This is a genomic window from Herbaspirillum sp. GCM10030257 (genome assembly GCF_042666555.1).
GTDB lineage: Bacteria > Pseudomonadota > Gammaproteobacteria > Burkholderiales > Burkholderiaceae_D > Noviherbaspirillum.
The window spans coordinates 54,009-75,598 of record NZ_JBHTDH010000002.1; the positions used below are offsets into that span (position 1 = coordinate 54,009).

At 57.6% G+C, this 21,590-nt stretch carries 15 protein-coding genes; 13 read left to right on the top strand and 2 right to left on the bottom strand.

The features are described from left to right. Positions 1 to 61: 61 nt before the first annotated feature. Positions 62 to 3,349, bottom strand: a complete 3,288-nt coding sequence (locus ACFQUU_RS02805; protein ID WP_382242359.1) for a PAS domain S-box protein — start codon at positions 3,347 to 3,349, stop codon at positions 62 to 64. 88 nt (positions 3,350 to 3,437) lie between these two features. Beyond that, the gene (locus tag ACFQUU_RS02810) at positions 3,438 to 5,681 is read right to left on the bottom strand and encodes an EAL domain-containing protein (protein ID WP_382242362.1); all 2,244 of its coding nucleotides are present in this window, start codon (positions 5,679 to 5,681) and stop codon (positions 3,438 to 3,440) included. Positions 5,682 to 6,077: 396 nt separating this feature from the next. Here ACFQUU_RS02810 and aroC point away from each other — a divergent pair, with 396 nt between their 5' ends. The 13 genes from aroC (at position 6,078) to trpA (ending at position 21,588) form a co-directional block, all read left to right on the top strand. Further along, a complete protein-coding gene (aroC, locus tag ACFQUU_RS02815) occupies positions 6,078 to 7,178 on the top strand; it encodes a chorismate synthase (protein ID WP_382242365.1) in 1,101 nt (366 codons plus the stop codon). 87 nt (positions 7,179 to 7,265) lie between these two features. After that, a complete protein-coding gene (locus ACFQUU_RS02820) occupies positions 7,266 to 8,435 on the top strand; it encodes an MFS transporter (protein ID WP_382242368.1) in 1,170 nt (389 codons plus the stop codon). 29 nt (positions 8,436 to 8,464) lie between these two features. Next, on the top strand, positions 8,465 to 9,280 hold the full coding sequence (locus ACFQUU_RS02825) for a M48 family metallopeptidase (RefSeq protein ID WP_382243345.1): 816 nt from the start codon (positions 8,465 to 8,467) through the stop codon (positions 9,278 to 9,280). Between the two features lie 180 nt (positions 9,281 to 9,460). Then, positions 9,461 to 10,864, top strand: coding sequence for a 3-isopropylmalate dehydratase large subunit (gene leuC, locus ACFQUU_RS02830; RefSeq protein WP_382242371.1), 1,404 nt, complete (start codon positions 9,461 to 9,463; stop codon positions 10,862 to 10,864). 138 nt (positions 10,865 to 11,002) lie between these two features. Beyond that, positions 11,003 to 11,143, top strand: coding sequence for an entericidin A/B family lipoprotein (locus ACFQUU_RS02835; protein ID WP_382242374.1), 141 nt, complete (start codon positions 11,003 to 11,005; stop codon positions 11,141 to 11,143). A 69-nt stretch (positions 11,144 to 11,212) separates the two neighbouring features. Further along, positions 11,213 to 11,860 carry a 3-isopropylmalate dehydratase small subunit gene (gene leuD, locus ACFQUU_RS02840; protein WP_382242377.1) on the top strand — a complete coding sequence of 216 codons (648 nt, stop codon included), beginning with the start codon at positions 11,213 to 11,215 and terminating at the stop codon, positions 11,858 to 11,860. Positions 11,861 to 11,886: 26 nt separating this feature from the next. Continuing rightward, entirely contained in the window at positions 11,887 to 12,957 is a 1,071-nt protein-coding gene (gene leuB, locus ACFQUU_RS02845) for a 3-isopropylmalate dehydrogenase (protein ID WP_382242379.1), read from the top strand. Positions 12,958 to 13,000: 43 nt separating this feature from the next. Then, positions 13,001 to 14,140, top strand: coding sequence for an aspartate-semialdehyde dehydrogenase (asd, locus tag ACFQUU_RS02850; protein ID WP_382243348.1), 1,140 nt, complete (start codon positions 13,001 to 13,003; stop codon positions 14,138 to 14,140). A 300-nt stretch (positions 14,141 to 14,440) separates the two neighbouring features. Next, entirely contained in the window at positions 14,441 to 17,521 is a 3,081-nt protein-coding gene (locus tag ACFQUU_RS02855) for a FimV/HubP family polar landmark protein (protein ID WP_382242382.1), read from the top strand. A gap of 81 nt (positions 17,522 to 17,602) precedes the next feature. Beyond that, on the top strand, positions 17,603 to 18,406 hold the full coding sequence (gene truA / locus ACFQUU_RS02860; protein WP_382242385.1) for a tRNA pseudouridine(38-40) synthase TruA: 804 nt from the start codon (positions 17,603 to 17,605) through the stop codon (positions 18,404 to 18,406). 99 nt (positions 18,407 to 18,505) lie between these two features. Next, positions 18,506 to 19,171: a phosphoribosylanthranilate isomerase gene (locus tag ACFQUU_RS02865; protein WP_382243351.1), complete on the top strand. Its 666-nt coding sequence runs from the start codon at positions 18,506 to 18,508 to the stop codon at positions 19,169 to 19,171. 228 nt (positions 19,172 to 19,399) lie between these two features. Beyond that, positions 19,400 to 20,668 carry a tryptophan synthase subunit beta gene (gene trpB / locus ACFQUU_RS02870; RefSeq protein WP_382242388.1) on the top strand — a complete coding sequence of 423 codons (1,269 nt, stop codon included), beginning with the start codon at positions 19,400 to 19,402 and terminating at the stop codon, positions 20,666 to 20,668. Positions 20,669 to 20,784: 116 nt separating this feature from the next. Beyond that, positions 20,785 to 21,588, top strand: coding sequence for a tryptophan synthase subunit alpha (gene trpA, locus ACFQUU_RS02875; protein WP_382242391.1), 804 nt, complete (start codon positions 20,785 to 20,787; stop codon positions 21,586 to 21,588). The last annotated feature ends 2 nt before the right edge of the window (positions 21,589 to 21,590 follow it).

Consider the following 21,590-nt stretch of genomic DNA (forward strand, 5'->3'; position numbering starts at 1 on the left):
GAGCGGGGGCATGCTCCCGCTTTTGATTCGGTGTTTGTTCTCGTGTTTCTTTTTCTTCCGCTTACTGCGTGCTATCCAGGGCCGGAAGCGTCGTCTGCTGACGCATTGCTTCTTCCACATTTTGCCGATGCGGTGCTACCAGCGGCAATGAAAGAATAAATGTGCTGCCGACACCGACTTCGCTTTGCACCCGTATGCGCCCACCCAGGACCCCGGTCACGATGTTATGGGTAATATTGAGGCCGAGCCCGGATCCGCCCGCGCCCAGCTTGGTGGTGAAGAACGGATCGAAGATGCGGCTCAGGTTGGCTGACGGGATACCCACGCCGTCATCATGCACCGTCAGCTCCATCCAGCCTTCGCTTGATAAATGGGCCATAATCCGTACATGACCAGCCTGACGGCCTTCAAAACCGTGCAGCAAGGCGTTATTGATGAGATTGGTAATCACTTGCCCCAGCGGTCCGGGGTAGCTGTCCATGAACAGGGAATCGGAAATGTTTTGCTGGACCGTGAATGCCGATTTCTTCAGCGTCGGCCATAAGGTCAGCATGATTTCAGAAACAACTTCAGACACGGAGAATCGGCGGCGCTGTGAACTGGTTTGATCGACGGCGACCTGTTTGAAACTGGTGACCAAGTCGGCAGCACGCTGCAGGTTACGCACCAGGATGTCGCCCGCCGTACCGGCGTCGGCAATATAGGATTCCAGCATAGAGCGCTTGAGACCGTGCTCGCGGTAGCTGCCGGACAAGCTGCGGGTCTGGTCGGCGAGGGTGCTTGCCACCATCAGGCTGTTGCCGATCGGTGTATTGAGTTCATGCGCAACGCCGGCTACCAGCGAACCCAGGGCGGCAAGTTTCTCGCTGCGTACCAGTTCTTCCTGTGCCTTGTGCAGGGTTTCGAGCGTATCCGCCAGTTCCAGATTGGCCTGCTGCAGTTCCTCGGTACGCTCGATGACACGCTGCTCCAGCGTCGCGTTCAGTTCGCGTATCTCGTTCTCGATACGGCGTTTATCGGTCACGTCCGCGCACGCGATAATGCCGAAGCGTTCGCCCGCAAGCGTAAATGTATGTCCGGAAAACTGGACCAGAACCTTGCTGCCGTCCCCACGATACATCCAGCTTTCGCGGTGGGTTTTGGTGGATCCCTTTTCCTTGAGTTCCGCAATCAGGGCGCTGCGGTCGTCAGTATTGCAATACAGGTTCAGTTCGACCGTATTGCGGCCGATGACCAGATCGCGTGGACGCAGGAAAAGTTCTTCGAACGCGCGATTGACGTCCTTGACAATGTAGTTGCCGCGCACCTGAGTGACGAACATGGCAATCGGCGATGACTGGAAAATCGCGGAGAAGCGTCGCTCGCTATTGCGCAATTCTTCTTCGGCACGCTTGCGTTCCATTTCCGCCGAGGCGCGCTCACTGAACACCTGCAGCAGGGATTTCACCAGGTCGGGATTGCCGAGAGCTTCGGAATGCATCACGACGAGCACACCAATCGTATTGCCGGCAGAGTCGCGCAGCGGAGCGCCCGCATAACTTTCCCAACCCTCGCGAACCAGGATTTCGTCGTTCGGATAGGCGTCTCGTACACCGTACGGCAGGACGTAGAGCTCACCTTCCAGCGTGCGTTCGCACGGTGTGTCGGCGCTGGCATAATCAAAACTTTCTACCGCAAATCCACGGATATGCGTCGCCATCGTATGGATCTTGCCTTGCTCGTTCGGTACACGCAAGCCGATGAAGGCACAGTCGGTGCGCAAGGCCGACGCCAGATCGGCTACCAGCAGTTCAAAAAAGGATTCTCCAGCGATGTCGCGCGTTCCTTGTGCCAGACGCAGCAGGGCGCGGTCTGCTTCGGCCTTGCGTTCTTCCAGTAGACGCTGATCGGTGACGTCGCGAATCACGGCCAGCATGTAGCGCTCGTTGCCGGTACTGAAAACCGTGGCATTGGTCACGACGCGGCGCAGGTCACCGAACTTGGTCCGCATCTCCCACTCAAAATTTCGCACCATGCGACTCGAACCGATCTCCGCCATAAACGCCCTGCGCTGATGTGGATGGACCCAGATGCGCAAGTCAATGGCGGTCTTGCCCATCGATTCTTCGCGTGTATAGCCGCTCAATTCGGCGAAACTCTGGTTGACGTCGATCAGGATCTCATCGCTCAGGCGGGCAATCGATACCGAGTCGGGGTTGCCCTGGAAAGCGCCTGCAAACTTGGCTTCCGATAGCATCAGCGCCTGTTCTGCGCGGCGCTTCTCGGTAATGTCCTCGGCAATCGACAGCAGGCGGTCAGCCTTGCCGTCTTCATACGAGACATGCGCATGGTTCCACTGGCAGGTAATGATTTGCCCGTCCGACCGGCGATTCAGGCTGATATTGCGGCTGTTGCCACGGCCATCGGTGATGCGGCTGAACAGCGATTCGACTGATTGACCTGTCGCGTCGGGAATAATGAAGGACGCATTACGGCCAACGGCATACTGTCGCGGGTAACCGAAGATGCGTTCGGCAGCGGCATTCCATTCAATGATCTTGAACTGGTTGTCCCATTCGATGATGGCAATCGGGCTTTGGTCAACCAGCGCGCGATAACGCTCCTCCCGTTCATGCAGTTCCTGTTCGACACGCTTGCGCTTGTCGATATCGCTTTCCAGTTCATGGTTTTTTTGATCCAGTTCGTCGAACAGCTTGCGCAGGCTGATCCGGGTGTCTTCCATACGCTGGCTGAGCAGGCCGATTTCGTCCAGGCGTTGCCAGGTGAAAGGCACATCGAGCTCGCGGTTGGCAAGCCGTTCCGCACCGATGCCGAGTTTTTGCAGCGGACGGACGAGGCGGCGGTCAAGCAGGATGAGAATCAGCGCGATCGATAATATCGCCTGTGCCAGCACGGCCGTCATGGATTCCAGAAAGCCCTGGACCATGATGCTGCGCAAGCGCGTACTACCGACTTCAATCTTGACCGAACCGATTGTGCTGCCGCGATAGACGACCGGCTTTTCGGTCAACGCCGTGAAACCGGCCCGGCGTTGCGTTCGCTCGCCGGATACGAACACACCCAGGGCATTGTCACGCACCTCGATGCGAACGATGTCTTCGTTACGCGCCATCATGGCGTCCATCAAGGCCTTGCCGCTCTCCTGGTTGATGTTCCAAAGCGGTTCCTGCATACCATTGGACAAGATGTCGGCGTTCTGCTGCAAAAGGTATTCGGTCTGTTTCTTGATGCCGTCAGTATATTGCTTGAACCACGAATAGCCGCTAATTAGCAGGGCAGGAACCAGCAGACCAAGCACCACGGTCAGCACGATCGCACGCCGGAGGGTCAAAGAGCGTCCGCTCATCATTCTCGATATCCAGTGAAGAAATGGTTTGTCAGCCAGGCGCGCCCCTACCGTGTTGCTGTGTTGCGTGCTGGCCTGCGCCGGTTGAAATTTAGCGGGCGCCGTTGTCCTTCAGCCAACTGGTCAACTGCTCCACCGTCATCGGGCGTGCAAACAGGTAACCTTGTGCGAGCGGGCAGCCCAAGGCTTCCAGGATGCTGGCCTGGCGCTCATCTTCGACTCCTTCAGCGACTACCGACATGCCGAGATTGCGGCCCAGCTGAATGACCATTTCGGCGATGCTGCTGCCGCGCGATGCGCTTGTGATCTCCGTGACGAAACCGCGATCGATCTTGAGACGATCGGCTTGCAGCCGCTGCAAATAGCTCAATGAGGAAAAGCCGGTGCCGAAGTCGTCGATGGCAATGCTGACGCCGGTCTGCTTGATCTGGCTCAGCAGTTCAATCAGCACATCAGGCTCTTCCATTGCGATGGATTCGGTGATTTCCAGCTCGACGCGCGAGGCCGGCGCGCCGGTTTCGTTCAGTACCCGACGCAGCATGTTAAGAAATAGCGGATGACGGAACTGGACCTGCGATACGTTGACCGACATCGTGAACTCGCTGAAACCGAGGCTCTGGAGCCGAACCAGTTCCAGACAAGCCTGGCGCAAGACCTGCTCACCGATCTCGATGATCAGGCCGGAAAATTCGGCAATCGGAATAAAGCGGTCGGGCGGCACGAAGCTGCCATCCTGGGTTTTCCAGCGCAAGAGCGCTTCAGCGCCAACCGGACGGCGGGTGGCAAGGTCGATTTGCGGCTGGTAGACGACAAACAGTTCCCTGTCGTCAAAAGCGGTCCGCAGCGCATGCATCATCCGGACACGTTCACGGATATCGACGCCCATGCTGCGGGTAAAAAACAGATGGCCCGCGCGTTGCATCAGTTTGGCGCGCTTCAGCGCGATATCGGCATCTTTCAGCGCATCGGCTCCGATGCCGTCATAGTCCGACAAGCGTACGAGGCCGGCAGTGGCCGACAGCTGTATTTCCTGACCGTCGATATTGAACGGGCTGGCAAAGAGGTCGAGCAGGACGCCGGGATTGACGAGCGCCGCTTCGCCAAGCACGCCGAAAGTGTCGCCACCGACGCGGCTGACCACTAACTGGCTGCCAAGTTGCGCCTGCAGGCGGGCGGCGACTCCCAACAGCAGGAGGTCGCCGAACTGGTGTCCAAGGGCGTCGTTGGTTTCAGAGAAATGGTCGATGTCCACCAGCGCCAGGGTTGTGTCGCGGCGGGATGCCGTGTTCAGCGCATCGTCGATCAGTTCACGCAGCCGGGTGCGGTTCGGCAGTTTGGTCAGCGGGTCATAGAACGCCTGGTTTTCCAGTCGGGTCACCAGGAGGACATTGTCGAGCCCGACAGCGATGTTGCGGCAAAAGACTTCAAGCAGGCGCTGGTCGATCTCATTGAGCGGCGATCGTACATCCAGCATCGCGGCGAAATCCCGATTGGCACTGCTCCCAAGGTACAGCGCGATGCTATCGGTGCCGTAAATATTGCGACGTTCGCCGAGCGCGTGTTTCAGCGCATCGGCGACCCGTGCATCGCGTATCGATCCTGTAGCGCCTTTTGTCATGCTGGAATAGGCTCCGGCCGCCGCGATGATGGACAACTCGCGATTCAGATCGACGCCATGCTCCTGCACGCAGAGTACGCCATTGGTTTCCAGATTCAGAAGCTTCGCGGCCTGGGTGAGCACGCCGGAGGTGAAGTCATCAAGCCCATGGAGCGACATCAGCTCTGTGCTGGCTCGAACAATATGATCCAGCCCGCGCCGGCTCGCATTGATGGCGCAAATCTGTTCGTACGAGCGAATCGCCGCCGTCACGGTGGTGTACAGCTTGATACGGGTAAGTTCGGATTTGGTCTTGTAGTCGTTGATGTCGAAATCGCGAATTGCATCGATTTCAGGTGCATAACCGGGCTGGCCGGTGCGCAAGATAATGCGGACTTCACACAGCTTGAGCACTTCGCGAATGTGACGTACCAGTTGCAACCCGGCGTCGTCCTGTTCCATCACGACATCCAGCAGGATGACGGCAATGTCAGTTTCTGTCGCCAGCAGTTCCCGCGCTTCGCCGGCGGAATAGGCATGCACAAACTCCAGCGGACGCTGCTGAATTTCCAGGTTGCTGAGCGCGAAGGTTGTCGCGGAATGCACGTCCGCATCGTCGTCAACGATCATTACGCGCCATACCCCCTTGGTGTACAGCGCACTGACGCCAAAGGGCGTCACTGGACTTTCGTCCAGAAAGACGAGATCGTCGTCCGATGACGTGCTCGCTCTGCTCATTGTCCTCTCCGGATTGCAGATATTCTTGCCTGGAAACAATATATCGATAATTCCATGGACAAAGGATAGTTCTTCAAAAGGCCTGATGATCTGCCTTGTCGACGACCACACTGTTTTCATTTCTGAAAACGACCTTGCTGTTATTCAACTTCTCACGGATGTTGCACCAGATTCCCGCCATGTGCAATCAGCAGATGCCATAAGCAGCAGGGCAAGCTGAAGAAAAGGGGCTTAATGTCGCAATTTCACGGCGAAACCATGGCAAGGTGATGCCAAAGCGCTAACGAACGCGGGATGACGCAGCGTGCAAAGTTTTTCGGAGCGATGCCGTTTTTCAACGAACGCTTCCGTCGATACGCTAGAATCTATGCTTTCCCGATTACTTGGCTACTTATCATGTCCGGCAATACTTTTGGCACGCTCTTCACTGTCACCACGTTTGGCGAGTCGCATGGCCCAGCCATCGGCTGCGTGGTGGATGGCTGCCCGCCCGGCATGGAGCTTTCCGAGGCCGACATCCAGCCGGAGCTTGATCGTCGCAAGCCAGGCACTTCCCGTCACGTGACGCAGCGACAGGAACCCGACACCGTCGAAATCCTGTCCGGTGTCTATGAAGGTAAAACGACCGGTACGCCGATCGCTCTGCTCATCCGCAATCAGGACCAGCGCAGCAAGGACTACGGCAACATTCTCGATACTTTTCGTCCCGGCCATGCCGACTACACCTACTGGCACAAGTACGGCATCCGCGATCCGCGCGGCGGTGGCCGCTCGTCGGCAAGGCTGACCGCACCGGTGGTCGGCGCCGCCGCGATTGCGCGCAAGTGGCTGAAGCAGCAGTACGGAACGGTGTTCAAGGGCTGCATGAGCCAGCTTGGGGACATTGCGATTCCTTTCGAATCCTGGGACCACGTGCCGAATAATCCGTTTTTCGCTGCCAACGCGACGGTGATTCCGCAGCTGGAAGACTATATGGACCAGTTGCGCAAGGATGGCGACTCCTGTGGTGCGCGCATCGACGTCGTGGCCCAGAATGTGCCGATAGGTCTCGGCGAACCCATCTATGACAAGCTAGACGCCGACATTGCGTTCGCGCTGATGGGCATCAACGCGGTAAAGGGCGTTGAGATCGGCGCCGGCTTTCGCTCAGTTTCGCAAAAAGGCACGGAGCATGGCGACGAACTGACGCCCGGCGGCTTTGCCACCAATAATGCGGGTGGCGTGTTGGGCGGAATCTCGACCGGCCAGGACATCACCGCATCGATCGCCATCAAGCCGACGTCCAGCATTCGCACACCGCGCCATTCGATCGACAAGGCCGGTAACCCGATCAACGTTGAAACCTTCGGTCGCCACGATCCCTGTGTCGGTATTCGCGCCACGCCGATCGCCGAGGCGATGCTTGCGCTGGTGCTGATGGACCACGCGTTGCGGCATCGCGCCCAATGTGGCGATGTTCGCGTCGGAACGCCTCAGATTGCGGCAAAGATAGGGTAAGAGTCGCCAGTCGTCGTCAAGGCGCAGCCAGCGGGACCCCTGTTTCCGCTTTCCGTTTTCCTTTGCCTACCGTCTGAACAATCCTACGTGCAGCCCACTTCCTGGCCAAAGCAGTCGATCAGCTTTGCTCTGTTCTTTTTTGCCTATTACGGCTACATCGGCGTGTTCTCGCCCTATGCCAGTCTCTACTTTTCTGAAAAAGGCCTGAGCGCCACCCAGATCGGCATCCTCATGTCGCTGATGCAGGTCATGCGCATCTTCGGGCCCAACCTTTGGGGATGGGTCGCCGACCGGCACCAGCAGCGCGTCACGGTGCTTCGCATCACCGCCCTGGCCTCCGTGACCGCATTCGTTGGCATGTTTTTCGGTCAGACCTTCGTACAGTTGTTCATCGTCATGGTCCTCGTGAATTTTTTTACCAGTGCGCAGAGCCCCTTGTCGGAAGCGCTGATGCTGTCCGAGATGCGCGGCGACCTGACGCACTATGGCCGGCTACGGCTTTGGGGGTCGGTAGGTTTCATCCTGAGCGTGACGATCGCCGGACCGTTCCTGGACTGGTGGGGCATCGGGCTGCTGCCTTGGATCGCGCTGGCCTTGCTGATGATGGTGCTGGGGGCCAGCCTTCGTATGCAGGAAAGTGCGCATGGAGATCATCGCGCGCAGGCCTCCTCGGTGCTGGCTTTATTGCGCAAGCGGGAAGTACTGGCATTCTTCACGTCGACTTTTCTGATGATTGCCGCGCATGCTTCGCTGTATGTCTTCTATTCCCTGTACCTGGCGCAAATCGGCTACAGCAATACAGTGATAGGCTTGATGTGGTCGCTCGGTGTCGTGGTGGAAATCGTTTTCTTTTTCTACCAGACGCCGTTGTTTCGGCGCTTTGGTGTTCGCAAGCTCATGATTGCCAGTCTTCTGCTTGCGGTCCTGCGTTTCCTGCTGATTGGTTTCGGTGCGGAATCGCTGGTCTTGCTTCTTGTCGCGCAAGTGCTGAATGCCGCGACTTTCGGCGTGCATCATTCAGCTTCGATTGTGACCATGCAGCGCTGGTTCGCCGGACCTTTGCAAGCCAGCGGCCAGGCCTTCTATACAAGCATTTCCTATGGCTTGGGTGGCACACTTGGCGGACTCATACTGAGCGGCTTCTGGGATAGATTCGGCTCACAGGCAGTCTATTTGGTAGCAGCAATATTTTCTCTGGGCGGCGCGGTTGCCGCGATGTTGTCGTACCGCTGGCAAAACATTGAGGAGAGACAATGAAATCTGTCGTTCGTTTTAAACCATCCGTGATGACGGGCGTGAAGAGTGCCTTGCTTGGGGTTAGCATGCTGACGCTGGTCGCCTGTGAAACCGTTCAGACTACACAAAGCGGTGTAGTGGGCGTCAACCGTCAGCAGAGAATGGCTGTGGCGCCTGAAGCTATCGAGCAGGCAGCGCGTGAAGAATACAGCAAGCTGATCGCGCAAGAAGGGCAAAAGGGCACCTTGAACCGCAATCCTGCTCAGGTAGCGCGTGTTCGCGCCGTTGCCGGCAGGATCATCCCGCAGGTCGTCGCCTTTCGCCCGGACGCACGCGCATGGTCTTGGGAAGTCAACGTACTGACTTCACCCGAAGTGAACGCATGGTGCATGCCCGGTGGAAAAATGGCGGTCTATACGGGATTGATGGAAAAGCTGCAAATTACCGACGATGAGCTTGCCGCCGTCATGGGACACGAAATTGCCCATGCCCTGCGCGAGCATGCGCGGGAGCGAGCATCCGAACAAATGATTGCCGGCGGCGTCATTTCCGTTGGAAGCGCGTTGCTGGGACTGGGCGAGATCGGACAGCAGGGCGCTCAGTATGCCTATATGGGCCTGGTTGGCCTGCCCAACTCCCGCGCGCACGAGACTGAAGCGGATCGTGTTGGCATCGAACTGGCCGCGCGTGCCGGCTACGACCCGCGTGCCGCGATAACGCTCTGGCAAAAGATGGGGCAGGTCGGTGGCAGTTCGCCGCCAAAATTTCTGTCAACCCACCCCTCCCAATCCGATCGCCTCAGCGACCTGACCGCTTACTCCCAGCGGGTCATGCCGCTGTACGAACAGGCAAGAAAGACGCGTTGACCTGAGGCTTGCCACATTATCAACAGAATTGGCAATAAAAGATTCAATGAGCGCCCGCGGCTTCTTCCGCGGGCGTTTTTCATTATGCGGAGCGCGGTGTGACGTGAGTTTGCACTGCACAACTATGGCATAATCGAAGACTACTTTCTCCGTTTTGCGCTGCTTCGCACGCTTTTCAACATGGCCCAAACGCTCTACGACAAACTCTGGGAATCGCACGTCGTCCATACGGAAGAGGACGGCACTGCCATCCTTTACATCGACCGCCACCTGCTGCATGAAGTCACCAGTCCACAGGCTTTCGAAGGCCTCAAGCTGGCCAACCGGCAGCCCTGGCGCGTCTCGGCCAACCTGGTCGTTGCCGACCACAATGTGCCGACCACCGATCGCGCCAACGGCATCGCCGACCCGGTTTCGCGCCTGCAGGTCGAAACCCTGGATGCCAACGCCAAGGAATATGGGCTGACTTATTTCGGCATGCAGGACAAACGCCAGGGTATCGTCCACGTCATCGGGCCTGAGCAGGGCGCGACCTTGCCCGGCATGACCGTGGTGTGCGGTGATTCGCATACCTCCACGCACGGCGCGTTTGGCTGCCTGGCGCATGGTATCGGCACGTCTGAAGTCGAACACGTACTCGCCACCCAGACGCTGCTCGCCAAGAAATCCAAGGCCATGCTGGTGCAAATCGACGGCGCGTTGCCTTTCGGTGTCACTGCCAAGGACATCGTGCTGGCGGTAATCGGCAAGATCGGTACGGCTGGCGGCACTGGCTACGCGATCGAATTCGCCGGTTCGACCATCCGTTCGCTGTCGATGGAAGGCCGCATGACCATCTGCAACATGGCCATTGAAGCGGGCGCCCGCGCCGGCATGGTGGCTGTGGACGATACGACGATCAACTATGTCAAGGGACGTCCGTTCTCACCGGTCGGCCCGCACTGGGACCGCGCGGTGGAAGCGTGGCGCAACCTGCATTCCGATCCGGGTGCGAAGTTCGACCTGGTGGTGACACTGAACGCCGCCGAGATCAAGCCGCAAGTCACCTGGGGCACCTCGCCGGAGATGGTGGTGTCGATCGATGACCGTGTGCCGGACCCTGAAAAGGAAAAGGATGCCGTCAAGCGTGATGCCATGGAAAAGGCGCTGGTTTACATGAACCTGAAGCCGAATACCGCGATGTCGGATATCCGTATCGACAAGGTGTTCATCGGATCCTGCACCAACTCGCGCATTGAAGACTTGCGCGCAGCGGCAGCGGTCGTGCGGGGCAAGCAACGTGCTTCCAACGTCAAGCTGGCGATGGTGGTCCCAGGATCCGGGCTGGTGAAAGACCAGGCAGAACGCGAGGGTCTCGACAAAATTTTCCGCGATGCGGGCTTTGAATGGCGTGAACCGGGCTGTTCGATGTGTCTGGCGATGAATGCTGACCGCCTGGAGCCGGGCGAGCGCTGTGCATCGACCTCGAACCGCAACTTCGAAGGCCGTCAGGGGCAGGGGGGACGTACCCACCTGGTATCGCCTGCCATGGCAGCCGCAGCTGGTATCGCCGGACATTTTGTCGACGTACGCGCGCTGCGCTGAACTGGATTGAGCGACAGACCGAATGCTTCACAGCAGTAATCAGGCAGATGCGTTTTGTGATCGGGTCGGTGTTAAAAGCACCCATGCATCGCGTCTGTCGTACAGTTTGTTGAGTGATCAGGCTTACAGGGAGGCCCTATGAAAAATACAAGAAAACAAGTCGCACTTGTCGCTGCGGTATTGTCGACATTGGTCCTGATGGGATGCAACACCGTTCAAGGCGTTGGCAAAGATGTCAGGAAAGTGGGTGAAGTAGTAGAAAGCGCAGCGAAGAAATAAGCGCGTCGAGCAAACAGAAGTCGGGCCGTTGCCATGCTGGCAGTAGCTCGCAGATCAGAGTCAGAGATCATGGATAAATTTACCGTACACGATGGATTGGTCGCACCGCTGGATCGTGCCAATGTGGATACCGATGCCATCATTCCCAAGCAGTTCCTGAAATCGATCAAACGTAGCGGCTTCGGCCCCAACCTGTTTGACGAATGGCGTTACCTTGACCATGGCGAGCCAGGCATGGACAACAGCAAGCGTCCGGTCAACCCGGATTTTGTGCTGAATCAGCCGCGCTACCAGGGTGCGTCCATCCTGTTGACGCGCAAGAATTTCGGCTGCGGATCCTCGCGCGAGCATGCACCGTGGGCACTTCAGCAATATGGATTCCGTGCAGTGATCGCGCCAAGCTTTGCGGACATTTTCTTCAATAACTGCTTCAAGAACGGTGTGCTTCCGATCGTGCTGAGTGAAGTCCAGGTGGATCAGCTTTTCAACGAAGTCAAAGCTTTCCCGGGCTTCCGCCTGGTGGTGGACCTGGAGAACCAGGTAGTGCGTACCGCCAATGGCAGTGCCAGCTATTCGTTTGAAGTGGATGGCTTCCGCAAGTATTGCCTGCTGAACGGCCTCGACGACATTGGTCTCACGCTGCGCCAGGCGGACAAGATCCGTGCATTCGAAGAACGTCACGTAGCGGCGAATCCCTGGCTCGCGAACACCATCTGAATCTGAGCAATTAACCAAGAAAACAAATGAAAATTGCAATTCTGCCGGGTGACGGCATTGGTCCCGAAATCATCGACCAGGCGGTCCGCGTCCTGAACGTGCTCGATGAAAAATTTGAAATGGAAACCGCTCCAGTCGGCGGTGCCGGCTATGAAGCGCACGGCCATCCACTGCCCGAAGGCACGCTGAAGCTGGCGCAGCAGGCGGATGCCGTGCTGTTTGGTGCCGTCGGCGACTGGAAATACGATAAGCTCGACCGCCCATTGCGTCCCGAGCAGGCAATCCTTGGCCTGCGCAAGAACCTGAACCTGTTCGCCAATCTGCGTCCGGCGATCCTTTATCCGGAACTGGCCGGCGCATCGACACTCAAACCCGAGGTCGTATCCGGACTCGACATCCTGATCATTCGCGAACTGACAGGCGATATCTATTTTGGTCAGCCGCGCGGCGTGCGTACCGCGCCTGACGGTGCATTCAAGGGCGAGCGTGAAGGTTTTGACACCATGCGCTATGCCGAATCCGAAATCCGGCGTATCGCCCATGTCGCTTTCCAGGCAGCGCGCAAGCGCGATAAGCGCCTGACCAGCGTTGACAAGGCCAACGTGCTGGAGACCTTCCAGTTCTGGAAAGACATTGTGACCGACGTGCACAAGGAATACCAGGACGTCGCACTGGACCACATGTATGTGGACAATGCGGCAATGCAGCTGGTCCGTGCGCCGAAAAAGTTTGACGTGATCGTCACCGGCAACATGTTTGGCGATATCCTGTCCGACGCGGCAGCCATGCTGACCGGTTCGATCGGCATGCTGCCGTCGGCCTCGCTGGATGCAAACAACAAGGGCCTGTACGAACCATCGCATGGTTCGGCACCCGACATCGCCGGCAAGGGTGTCGCCAATCCGTTGGCAACCATCCTTTCCGCCGCGATGATGCTGCGCTATTCGCTGAACAAGGCGGAGCAGGCGGACCGCATTGAAAACGCGGTCAAGAAGGTATTGGCGCAGGGCTTGCGTACGCCGGACATCTACGAGGAAGGCACGACCAAGGTCGGTACCCGCGAGATGGGTGATGCAGTGGTGAAGGCCCTGGGGTAGTAAGTAATGCAGTATTTTTATTGATGGGCACTTGAGGGAGAAAATTGTGAAGTTAGTAGGCCTGGTGGGTTGGCGTGGTATGGTGGGCTCAGTCCTGATGCAGCGCATGCAGGAAGAGGGCGATTTCGCTCATATCGAGCCGGTATTCTTTTCGACATCCAATGCGGGCGGCAAAGCCCCGGCAACGGCGAAAAATGAAACCACACTCAAAGACGCAAACAATATTGACGAGCTGAAAAAATGCGACATCATTATTACCTGCCAGGGCGGTGACTACACGACCGAGATTTTCCCCCAGCTGCGCAGCGCCGGATGGAACGGCTACTGGATCGACGCGGCGTCCACGCTGCGTATGAAGGACGACTCCATCATCATCCTTGACCCGGTCAACCTCGACGTCATCAAGGACGCGCTCAAGCGTGGCGTGAAAAACTACATCGGCGGCAACTGCACCGTCTCGTGCATGCTGATGGGCCTGGGCGGGCTGTTCGACAAGGATCTGGTCGAGTGGATGACATCCATGACTTACCAGGCGGCTTCCGGCGGCGGCGCGCAGCACATGCGTGAATTGCTGACGCAGTTCGGCTCCATCAATGCCGAAGTCAAATCGCTGCTCGACGATCCGGCCTCGGCCATTCTCGAAATCGACCGCAAGGTACTGGCAAAGCAGCACTCGATGTCCGCCGACGAGACCAAACAATTTGGCGTTCCACTCGGCGGCAACCTGATTCCCTGGATCGACAAGGACCTCGGAAACGGCGTATCGCGCGAAGAGTGGAAGGGCGGCGCCGAGACCAACAAGATTCTGGGTCGCGGCGAAGGTTTCGGCGCTTCCGCCAAGGCAGCGATTCCGGTAGACGGCCTGTGCGTGCGCATCGGCGCCATGCGTTGCCATTCGCAGGCGTTGACCATCAAGCTGAAGAAAGACGTTCCGCTGGATGAAATCGAAGGCATCATCGCCGACAGCAATCAGTGGGCAAAGGTGGTTCCGAACAACCGTGAAGCCTCGATGAAGGACCTGACCCCTGCAGCCGTGACCGGCAGCCTGACCATCCCGGTCGGCCGCTTGCGCAAGATGCAGATGGGTGGTGAGTACCTGTCCGCGTTCACAGTCGGCGACCAGCTGTTGTGGGGTGCAGCTGAGCCGCTGCGCCGCATGCTCCGCATCGTCCTCGATAACTAACGACTGCTGCTCTGAATATGCTGGGGCCTGTTGAAGCCGGCGACGCGAGCCGGATTCGACAGGCCCCAGTTGCGTTGCCAATCAACAACAGGGCGCCATGCCAGAGTGTATATAGCAGCACGGCGTTTTTGCCCTAGTTAGCAACTTGGTTACACTTGCGTGCCTAAGTCCATGATGATATGGTGAAAGTTCCCTCGAACAATGCTAAATTGGCGCGGTAAAAGTACCCCTACCAGATACGCAAACGGATTGCCCCCTATGCCATTAAACATGCATTCAAATAAACGCCCAACAGCGGGCTTGTTTACTTTGAAAACGCTCAGCGCCGCTGTTGCGACTGCGCTTCTGTTTTCAAATGCGCACGCTGCCGGCCTGGGCAAACTGACGGTTCTTTCGTCACTCGGGCAACCCTTACGTGCAGAGATCGAGCTGACTTCTGTCGCGCGCAATGAAGCAGGTGCGCTCACGGCCAAGCTGGCTTCCGCCGACACCTTCCGTCAAGCCAGTATTGATTACAGTCCGGCGTTGACTGCCTTGCGTTTTGCGATCGAACAGCGGGGTGACCGTCAAATCATTCGCGTGACATCGGCGCAGCCATTGAATGAACCGTTCGTCGACATGCTGCTCGAGCTGTCCGGCCCGAATGGGCGTCTGGTTCGTGAGTACACTTTCCTGCTCGACCCTGCCGACCTGCGCAGTACACAAGCGGCACAAATTGCGCCGACACCGGTTGCCATTCCGGATACAACCGTCTCGCGCGCACCACAAAACACGCGGTCGTCACAGTCTGTTACACAATCCGAAGCGGCGTCGCGCCGCTCTCCATCAGTAGAGTCCGCACCAAGCGCGGCGCGTTCCGAAACGCCACGCCCGGTCGAGACCACGCGGGAAGCCGCAGCCGATTACAAAGTGCGCAAAGGTGATACGCTTGCCCAGATTGCGGGACAGGTCAAACAGCGTGGCGTATCCCTGGACCAGATGCTTGTAGCACTGTACCAGGCGAACCCTGATGCATTCGCCGGTCAGAACATGAGCCGCCTGAAAGCAGGTCAAATCCTTTCTGTGCCCAGCGCTGAAACGGCGCGCGGCATCAGCAATACGGAGGCGCGCAACATCGTTGTTGCCCAGGCCGCCGATTTCCAGAATTACCGCAGCAAACTTGCCGGGCAGGTCGCGGCATCCGCACCGCAGAAATCCACTGAAAGCCGCCAGAGCGCTGGCGGAAAAATCACTGCGAAGGTGGAAGAACAATCCACACCTGCTTCAGAATCCAAGGACAAACTCAAGTTGTCCAACGCGCTTCCTGCCGCCGGCGCCAACGCCGACAAGGCCGCCGGGACAGGCTCGGCGGAAGACCGCATTGCAGAGGAAAAGGCGCTTGCCGAAGCCAATGCCCGCGTCAAGGAACTGGAAAAGAACGTCACTGATCTGCAGAAGCTGTTGGAAGTAAAGAATCAAAGTCTGGCCGAACAGCAGAAGCAGGCTGGCGTGTCCAAGGCGGACGCCCAGGCTCCGGCTCCAGCAGCGTCTACAACGACAGGTGCCGCCGCGACACCGGCAGCGCCTGCCACCGCGACAACGGCATCAGCACCGACTGCGCAGACGGCAAATCCTGCAGCTACGTCACCGACAGCATCCGCACCTGCCGCTTCCGTCGAAACAGCAGCCTCTGCTCCGTCCGTACCGGAAAAACCAGCAGAGCCACAAGCTGAAAAGCCGGCTGCTCCAGCGGTCGCGAAACCGAAACCGGTCGCACCGCCACCACCACCGGAGCCTAGCTTCTTTGAGTCGCTCACCGACAATCCAATGGTCCTGCCCGGCGTGGGCGCGTTGCTCGTTGCACTTGGTGCACTTGGTATCTACCGTGCCCGTCGCCAGAAGCAGAACAAGCAGTTTGAAGACAGCATCATTACTGATTCCAGCCTGAAAGCGAATTCGCTGTTCGGATCGACCGGCGGTCAGAGTGTCGATACAAACAACAGCGTGTTCAACTCAAGCTTCTCGCCGTCGGCCAGTCAGCTCGATACCAATGAGGTTGATCCGGTAGCCGAAGCGGATGTCTACATCGCGTATGGCCGCGATGCCCAAGCCGAGGAAATCCTGAAAGAAGCCCTGCGCACTCAGCCCGAGCGCCATGCTGTGCGCGTGAAGCTGCTTGAAATTTACTCCAACCGCAAAGACCTGCGCGCCTTTGAAGTGCTGGCGACGGAGCTGTATGGCCTGACCAAGGGTGAAGGTGAAGAATGGGCGCAGGCCGTTGCGCTCGGTGTTGGCATCGATCCGAACAATCCGCTGTATGCCGGTGGTAAAAACGACAAGGCCAGCAAGGAAAATACGGCAGCTGGCGCAGCCGGTGGTCTGGTTGCTCCGACACAGCCCCTGGAGGAGCAAGGTCTTGCAACGTTGCTGTCGACTACGCAGTCGGACACCACGTCGTCGCTCGACACCATCAGCTCGCTGGAAACCGACACCTCGTATTTCAGCAATAGCGCTCTGACATCCGAAGCACCACTGGATATCTCGGCAGAAAAGACACCTGCCACATCGAACGATCTGGACTTCGAGCCGATGTCCGAGCTGGAGTCCGAGCCGGAAATCAAGCCTGAGGAACAGCAGTCGGAGGAGCCGATTGCCGCCAAGCCGTCGTCCAATGACCTAGACTTCGACCTCGACGGCATGAACATGCCCGACATGGTCGTGCCGAATACCATCCCACGTCCGGCATCTGTCGAGCCGCCGGCAGCCCTCGCATCGATCGATTTTGACTTCCTCGATACGCCAGCTGACCCGAAAGCGGAAGCCAAGGCGCAGCAGGTTGGCAATTTCAGTATCGACCTGCCATCCGAGGCGCCGTTGCAGCCGGAGGTTGTCGATATTCCTGGAATCAAGAACTTCGACTTCACACTCGATACTGAGGAACCGGCACTTGAAATGAATGCCGAGCCGGTACTTAGCGACAAGCCGTCGACAACAGCGGATACCGGCGTTGGAGCCTTCGATCTGGAAATTCCTGAACTGGATGGGGTGCCTGCCGTACCGGAAGCGAAGGCGGACGCGAAAGCTGATCCGACCGGGAACGATCCACTCGACTTTGATCTGTCCGGGATCAGCCTTGAGCTCAATCCATCCGAGCAGGGAAGCAAGTCCAGCCTTGATTTCGATACATCGATCGAGTCGCTGAGCAACCTTGATTCGCTCGCCGGCGTTGGTGAGGAATCCGGTTTCAGCAGCGCGGAAATGGCAACCAAGCTGGATCTCGCCATCGCCTACCAGGAAATTGGCGACAAGGAAGGTGCCCGCGAACTGCTGGACGAAGTACTGAAAGGCGGATCGCCCGAACAGAGCGAACGCGCGAAGTCGCTGTTGCTTGAACTCGCCTGAGTAAGAAGGCAACCGAAAAACGGGCGCAGCACTTGCTGGCGCCCGTTTTGTTTTTTGGCTCATTGTGAATCAGGATCTGGCGTGGAATTAAAACGGATTGTGCTTGGCGTCCAATACGACGGCGCACCCTGGCATGGCTGGCAGACCCAGCCATCAGGCGGCACCGTGCAGGATACGTTGGAGGCGGCGATCAAGCGCTTCTCGCTGCGTGACATCAAGACTACCTGTGCCGGACGCACCGACACCGGCGTCCATGCACTGGAGCAGGTAGTGCATTTCGATACCGACCTCATACGTGACACGTTTTCGTGGGTACGGGGAGTCAATGCCTTCCTGCCACCTTCTGTCGCAGTACGTTGGGCAACCGAAGTGTCCGCCGAAGGACAGGACGCGTTTCATGCGCGCTTCAGCGCGACCGCCCGGACTTACCATTACGTGCTGTACAACCATCCGGTGCGCTCACCGCTTCTCGCAGGCAAGGCAGGCTGGGTTTTTCGGCCACTGGAAATTGGTCCTATGCGGGAAGCCGCACGTCACTTGATCGGCGAACACGACTTTTCCGCATTCCGCGCCGCGGAATGCCAGGCAAAATCGCCGGTCAAAACCATGCATGACATCCGTATCGAACGACGTGGCGACCTGATTGTATTCACGCTTACCGCCAGCGCCTTCCTGCATCACATGGTACGCAACATCGTCGGTTCGCTAATCGTTGTCGGCAATGGAAACCAGCCGCCGCAGTGGTTGGCCGGTATCCTTGCGGATCGTGACCGCAGTCGTGCCGCACCAACTTTCATGCCTGATGGCTTGTATCTGGCAAAAATTGCCTACGATGAAAAATGGAAGCTGCCGCAGGAATCGACGGGAGCGATCCCGTGGCTGTAGATCACGCCTGCAACCCATCATCGTCAGGCGCATAATGCTCATTTTGAGGCGATGCCGACCTTCGTCCTCACCTTTTCATTAGTCAATTTTCATCAGTTCATGACACCGCGCACACGTATAAAAATCTGTGGAATCACCCGGCGAGAAGATCTGCACGCAGCTATTGCTTCGGGTGCCGACGCCATCGGCCTGGTCTTCTATGCCAAAAGCCCGCGCCATGTGACGCCCGCAGCAGCCGCATCGCTGTTATCGGTTGTGCCTCCGTTTGTTACTTCGGTGGGATTATTCGTGAATGCCAGCCCGGAAGAAGTCGCCGCAACGGTTCGGATTGCTCCCGTTTCCTTATTGCAATTTCATGGCGATGAAACGATGGAGCAGTGCTGTGCCGCCGCTGAAATCGTCAATCGTCCTTTCCTGCGTGCCGTTCGCATGAAACCCGATATGACGGGCGCCGATTTGCTAGAATATGAACATAGTTACCGTGCTGCCAGCAAACTCTTTGCGGGTATCTTGCTCGACGCCTTTGTCGAAGGCTATGGCGGCGGTGGAAAGGTTTTCGATTGGTCTCTCATTCCAAAAGAGCTCGCGCCTCGGGTCGTTTTAAGTGGTGGCTTGAGCGTACAAAACGCCACTGAAGCAGTGCTTCAGGTCAGGCCGCATGCCGTCGATGTCAGCAGCGGCGTCGAGCAGGCGAAGGGCATCAAGGATCCCGCCAAAATTCGTGAATTCATTGATGCGGTACGCCGTGCCGATCGCGCCATCTGAAGGTCGATAGTCAAGGTTCACAGTCGACCAGATAAGCGGCTGCAGAAATTATGCGGCGTAAAACTGCAATGCGTGCCGGCATCCAACGATTCCGGTCTAGCGATTGCTGAACAATTCTGCACTGACCAGATCCTGCGATATGCCAGTCCCTTGCCTACACGGTGGGGGTGACGAATGGAAGATGACGTCTTCGCGATGCATCTTCCTTAGCGAATGAAAGAGAACACCATGAAAGAACTGAACGCGCTTGAAAACTATGCCGAGCGCCAGGCAACAACGACCACCGCAATTCACCAGACGGCACATTACAACCTGCCAGACTCGCGCGGCCATTTCGGTCCCTACGGCGGCACTTTTGTTTCCGAGACGCTGACCCATGCCTTGACCGAACTGAAGCAAGGTTATGCGCATTACCAGAATGACCCCGCATTTCTCGAAGAGTTTGAGCGCGAGCTCAAGCATTTCGTCGGGCGCCCCAGCCCCATTTACCATGCACGCCGCTGGTCTGAAATGATGGGTGGCGCGCAGATTTACTTCAAGCGCGAAGACTTGAACCACACCGGCGCGCACAAGATCAACAACGTGATCGGACAGGCATTGCTGGCCAAGCGCATGGGTAAGCCCCGCGTCATTGCGGAAACCGGCGCAGGGCAGCATGGCGTGGCAACTGCGACGATCTGCGCGCGCTTTGGCCTCGAATGCGTGATCTACATGGGTAGCGAAGACGTCAAGCGCCAGGTGCAGAACGTCTATCGGATGGAACTGCTCGGCGCCAAAGTCGTCCCGGTGGAATCGGGTTCGAAGACACTCAAGGACGCGTTGAACGAGGCAATGCGCGACTGGGTGACCAATGTCGAAAACACTTTCTACATCATCGGTACCGTGGCGGGTCCTCACCCGTATCCGATGATGGTGCGCGATTTCCAGTCCGTGATCGGCAAGGAATGCCTGGTACAGATGCCTGAAATGACCGGTCGCCAACCCGATTATGTGGTTGCGTGCATCGGCGGCGGTTCCAACGCCATGGGTATCTTCTATCCATATATCGATCATAAGGACGTGCAGCTCATTGGCGTCGAAGCAGCGGGTGAGGGGCTTGAAACGGGCAGGCATTCGGCATCGCTGATTGCTGGTTCGCCGGGCGTCCTGCATGGCAACCGGACCTATCTGCTGCAGGATGAAAACGGCCAGATTATCGAAACGCATTCAGTCTCCGCCGGCCTCGACTATCCCGGCGTCGGCCCGGAACACGCATGGCTCAAGGATGCAGGGCGTGCACAGTATGTATCGGTTACCGACGAAGAAGCCGTTGCGGCATTCCACAACTGCTGCCGGATCGAAGGCATCATTCCTGCACTCGAATCCAGTCATGCGCTCGCCTACGCGGCAAAGTTTGCCGCAACACTGCCGAAAGAAAAGATCGTGCTGGCTAATCTGTCGGGGCGAGGTGACAAGGACATGCATACGGTTGCCGAGCGGATGAAAAAGCACTTCTGATTTCAGCAGCAACATCCGCGCCGCAGTTTCAGTTTCCGAATGATGTCCTGCCAGAGCATCGCCCGCCAAGGCGGCACTCTGGCACCTGATGAGCCAAGAGCCAAAGAGCCAATATCATGTCCAGAATAAAAGCCGTCCTGAACACACTTGCAGAACAGAAAAAGAAAGGTTTGATTCCTTTCATCACCGCCGGTGACCCGGCCCCGGACTTGACTGTGCCAATAATGCATGCGTTGGTCGCGGGCGGTGCCGACATTATCGAACTTGGCGTGCCGTTTTCCGATCCAATGGCGGATGGGCCGGTAATTCAACGCGCATCAGAGCGCGCGCTGGCACAAGGCGTCGGCATGCGCCATGTGCTGCAGTTCGTCACGGAGTTTCGTCTTACTAACCAGTCCACACCCGTTGTCTTGATGGGCTATGCCAATCCGATCGAGCGCATGGGTGCCCGGGCTTTTGTTGAAGCAGCGAAACAGGCCGGTGTGGATGGTGTCCTCGTGGTGGATTATCCGCCTGAGGAATGCGAGGACTTCGCAATGCTGATGAAGGAGAACGGACTCGACCCGATTTTCCTGCTGGCGCCGACTTCCACCGATGAACGTATCGAGCAGGTTGGTAAAGTGGCAAGCGGCTACGTGTATTATGTGTCGTTGAAGGGGGTTACCGGTTCGGGTCATCTTGACCTTGATGCAGTCGCCGAAAAGATTCCTGCCATCAAGAAACACGTGAAAGTGCCCGTCGGTGTTGGTTTTGGTATACGTGACGGTGCTACCGCAAAAGCGATTGGTTCCGTATCGGATGCGGTAGTGATTGGCAGTCGTATCATCCAGGAACTGGAAAATACACCGCGCGAGGACGCAGTACAGGCAGTGCAGACATTTATTGCCGGTATTCGTAGTGCGCTGGACGAACTACACTGATA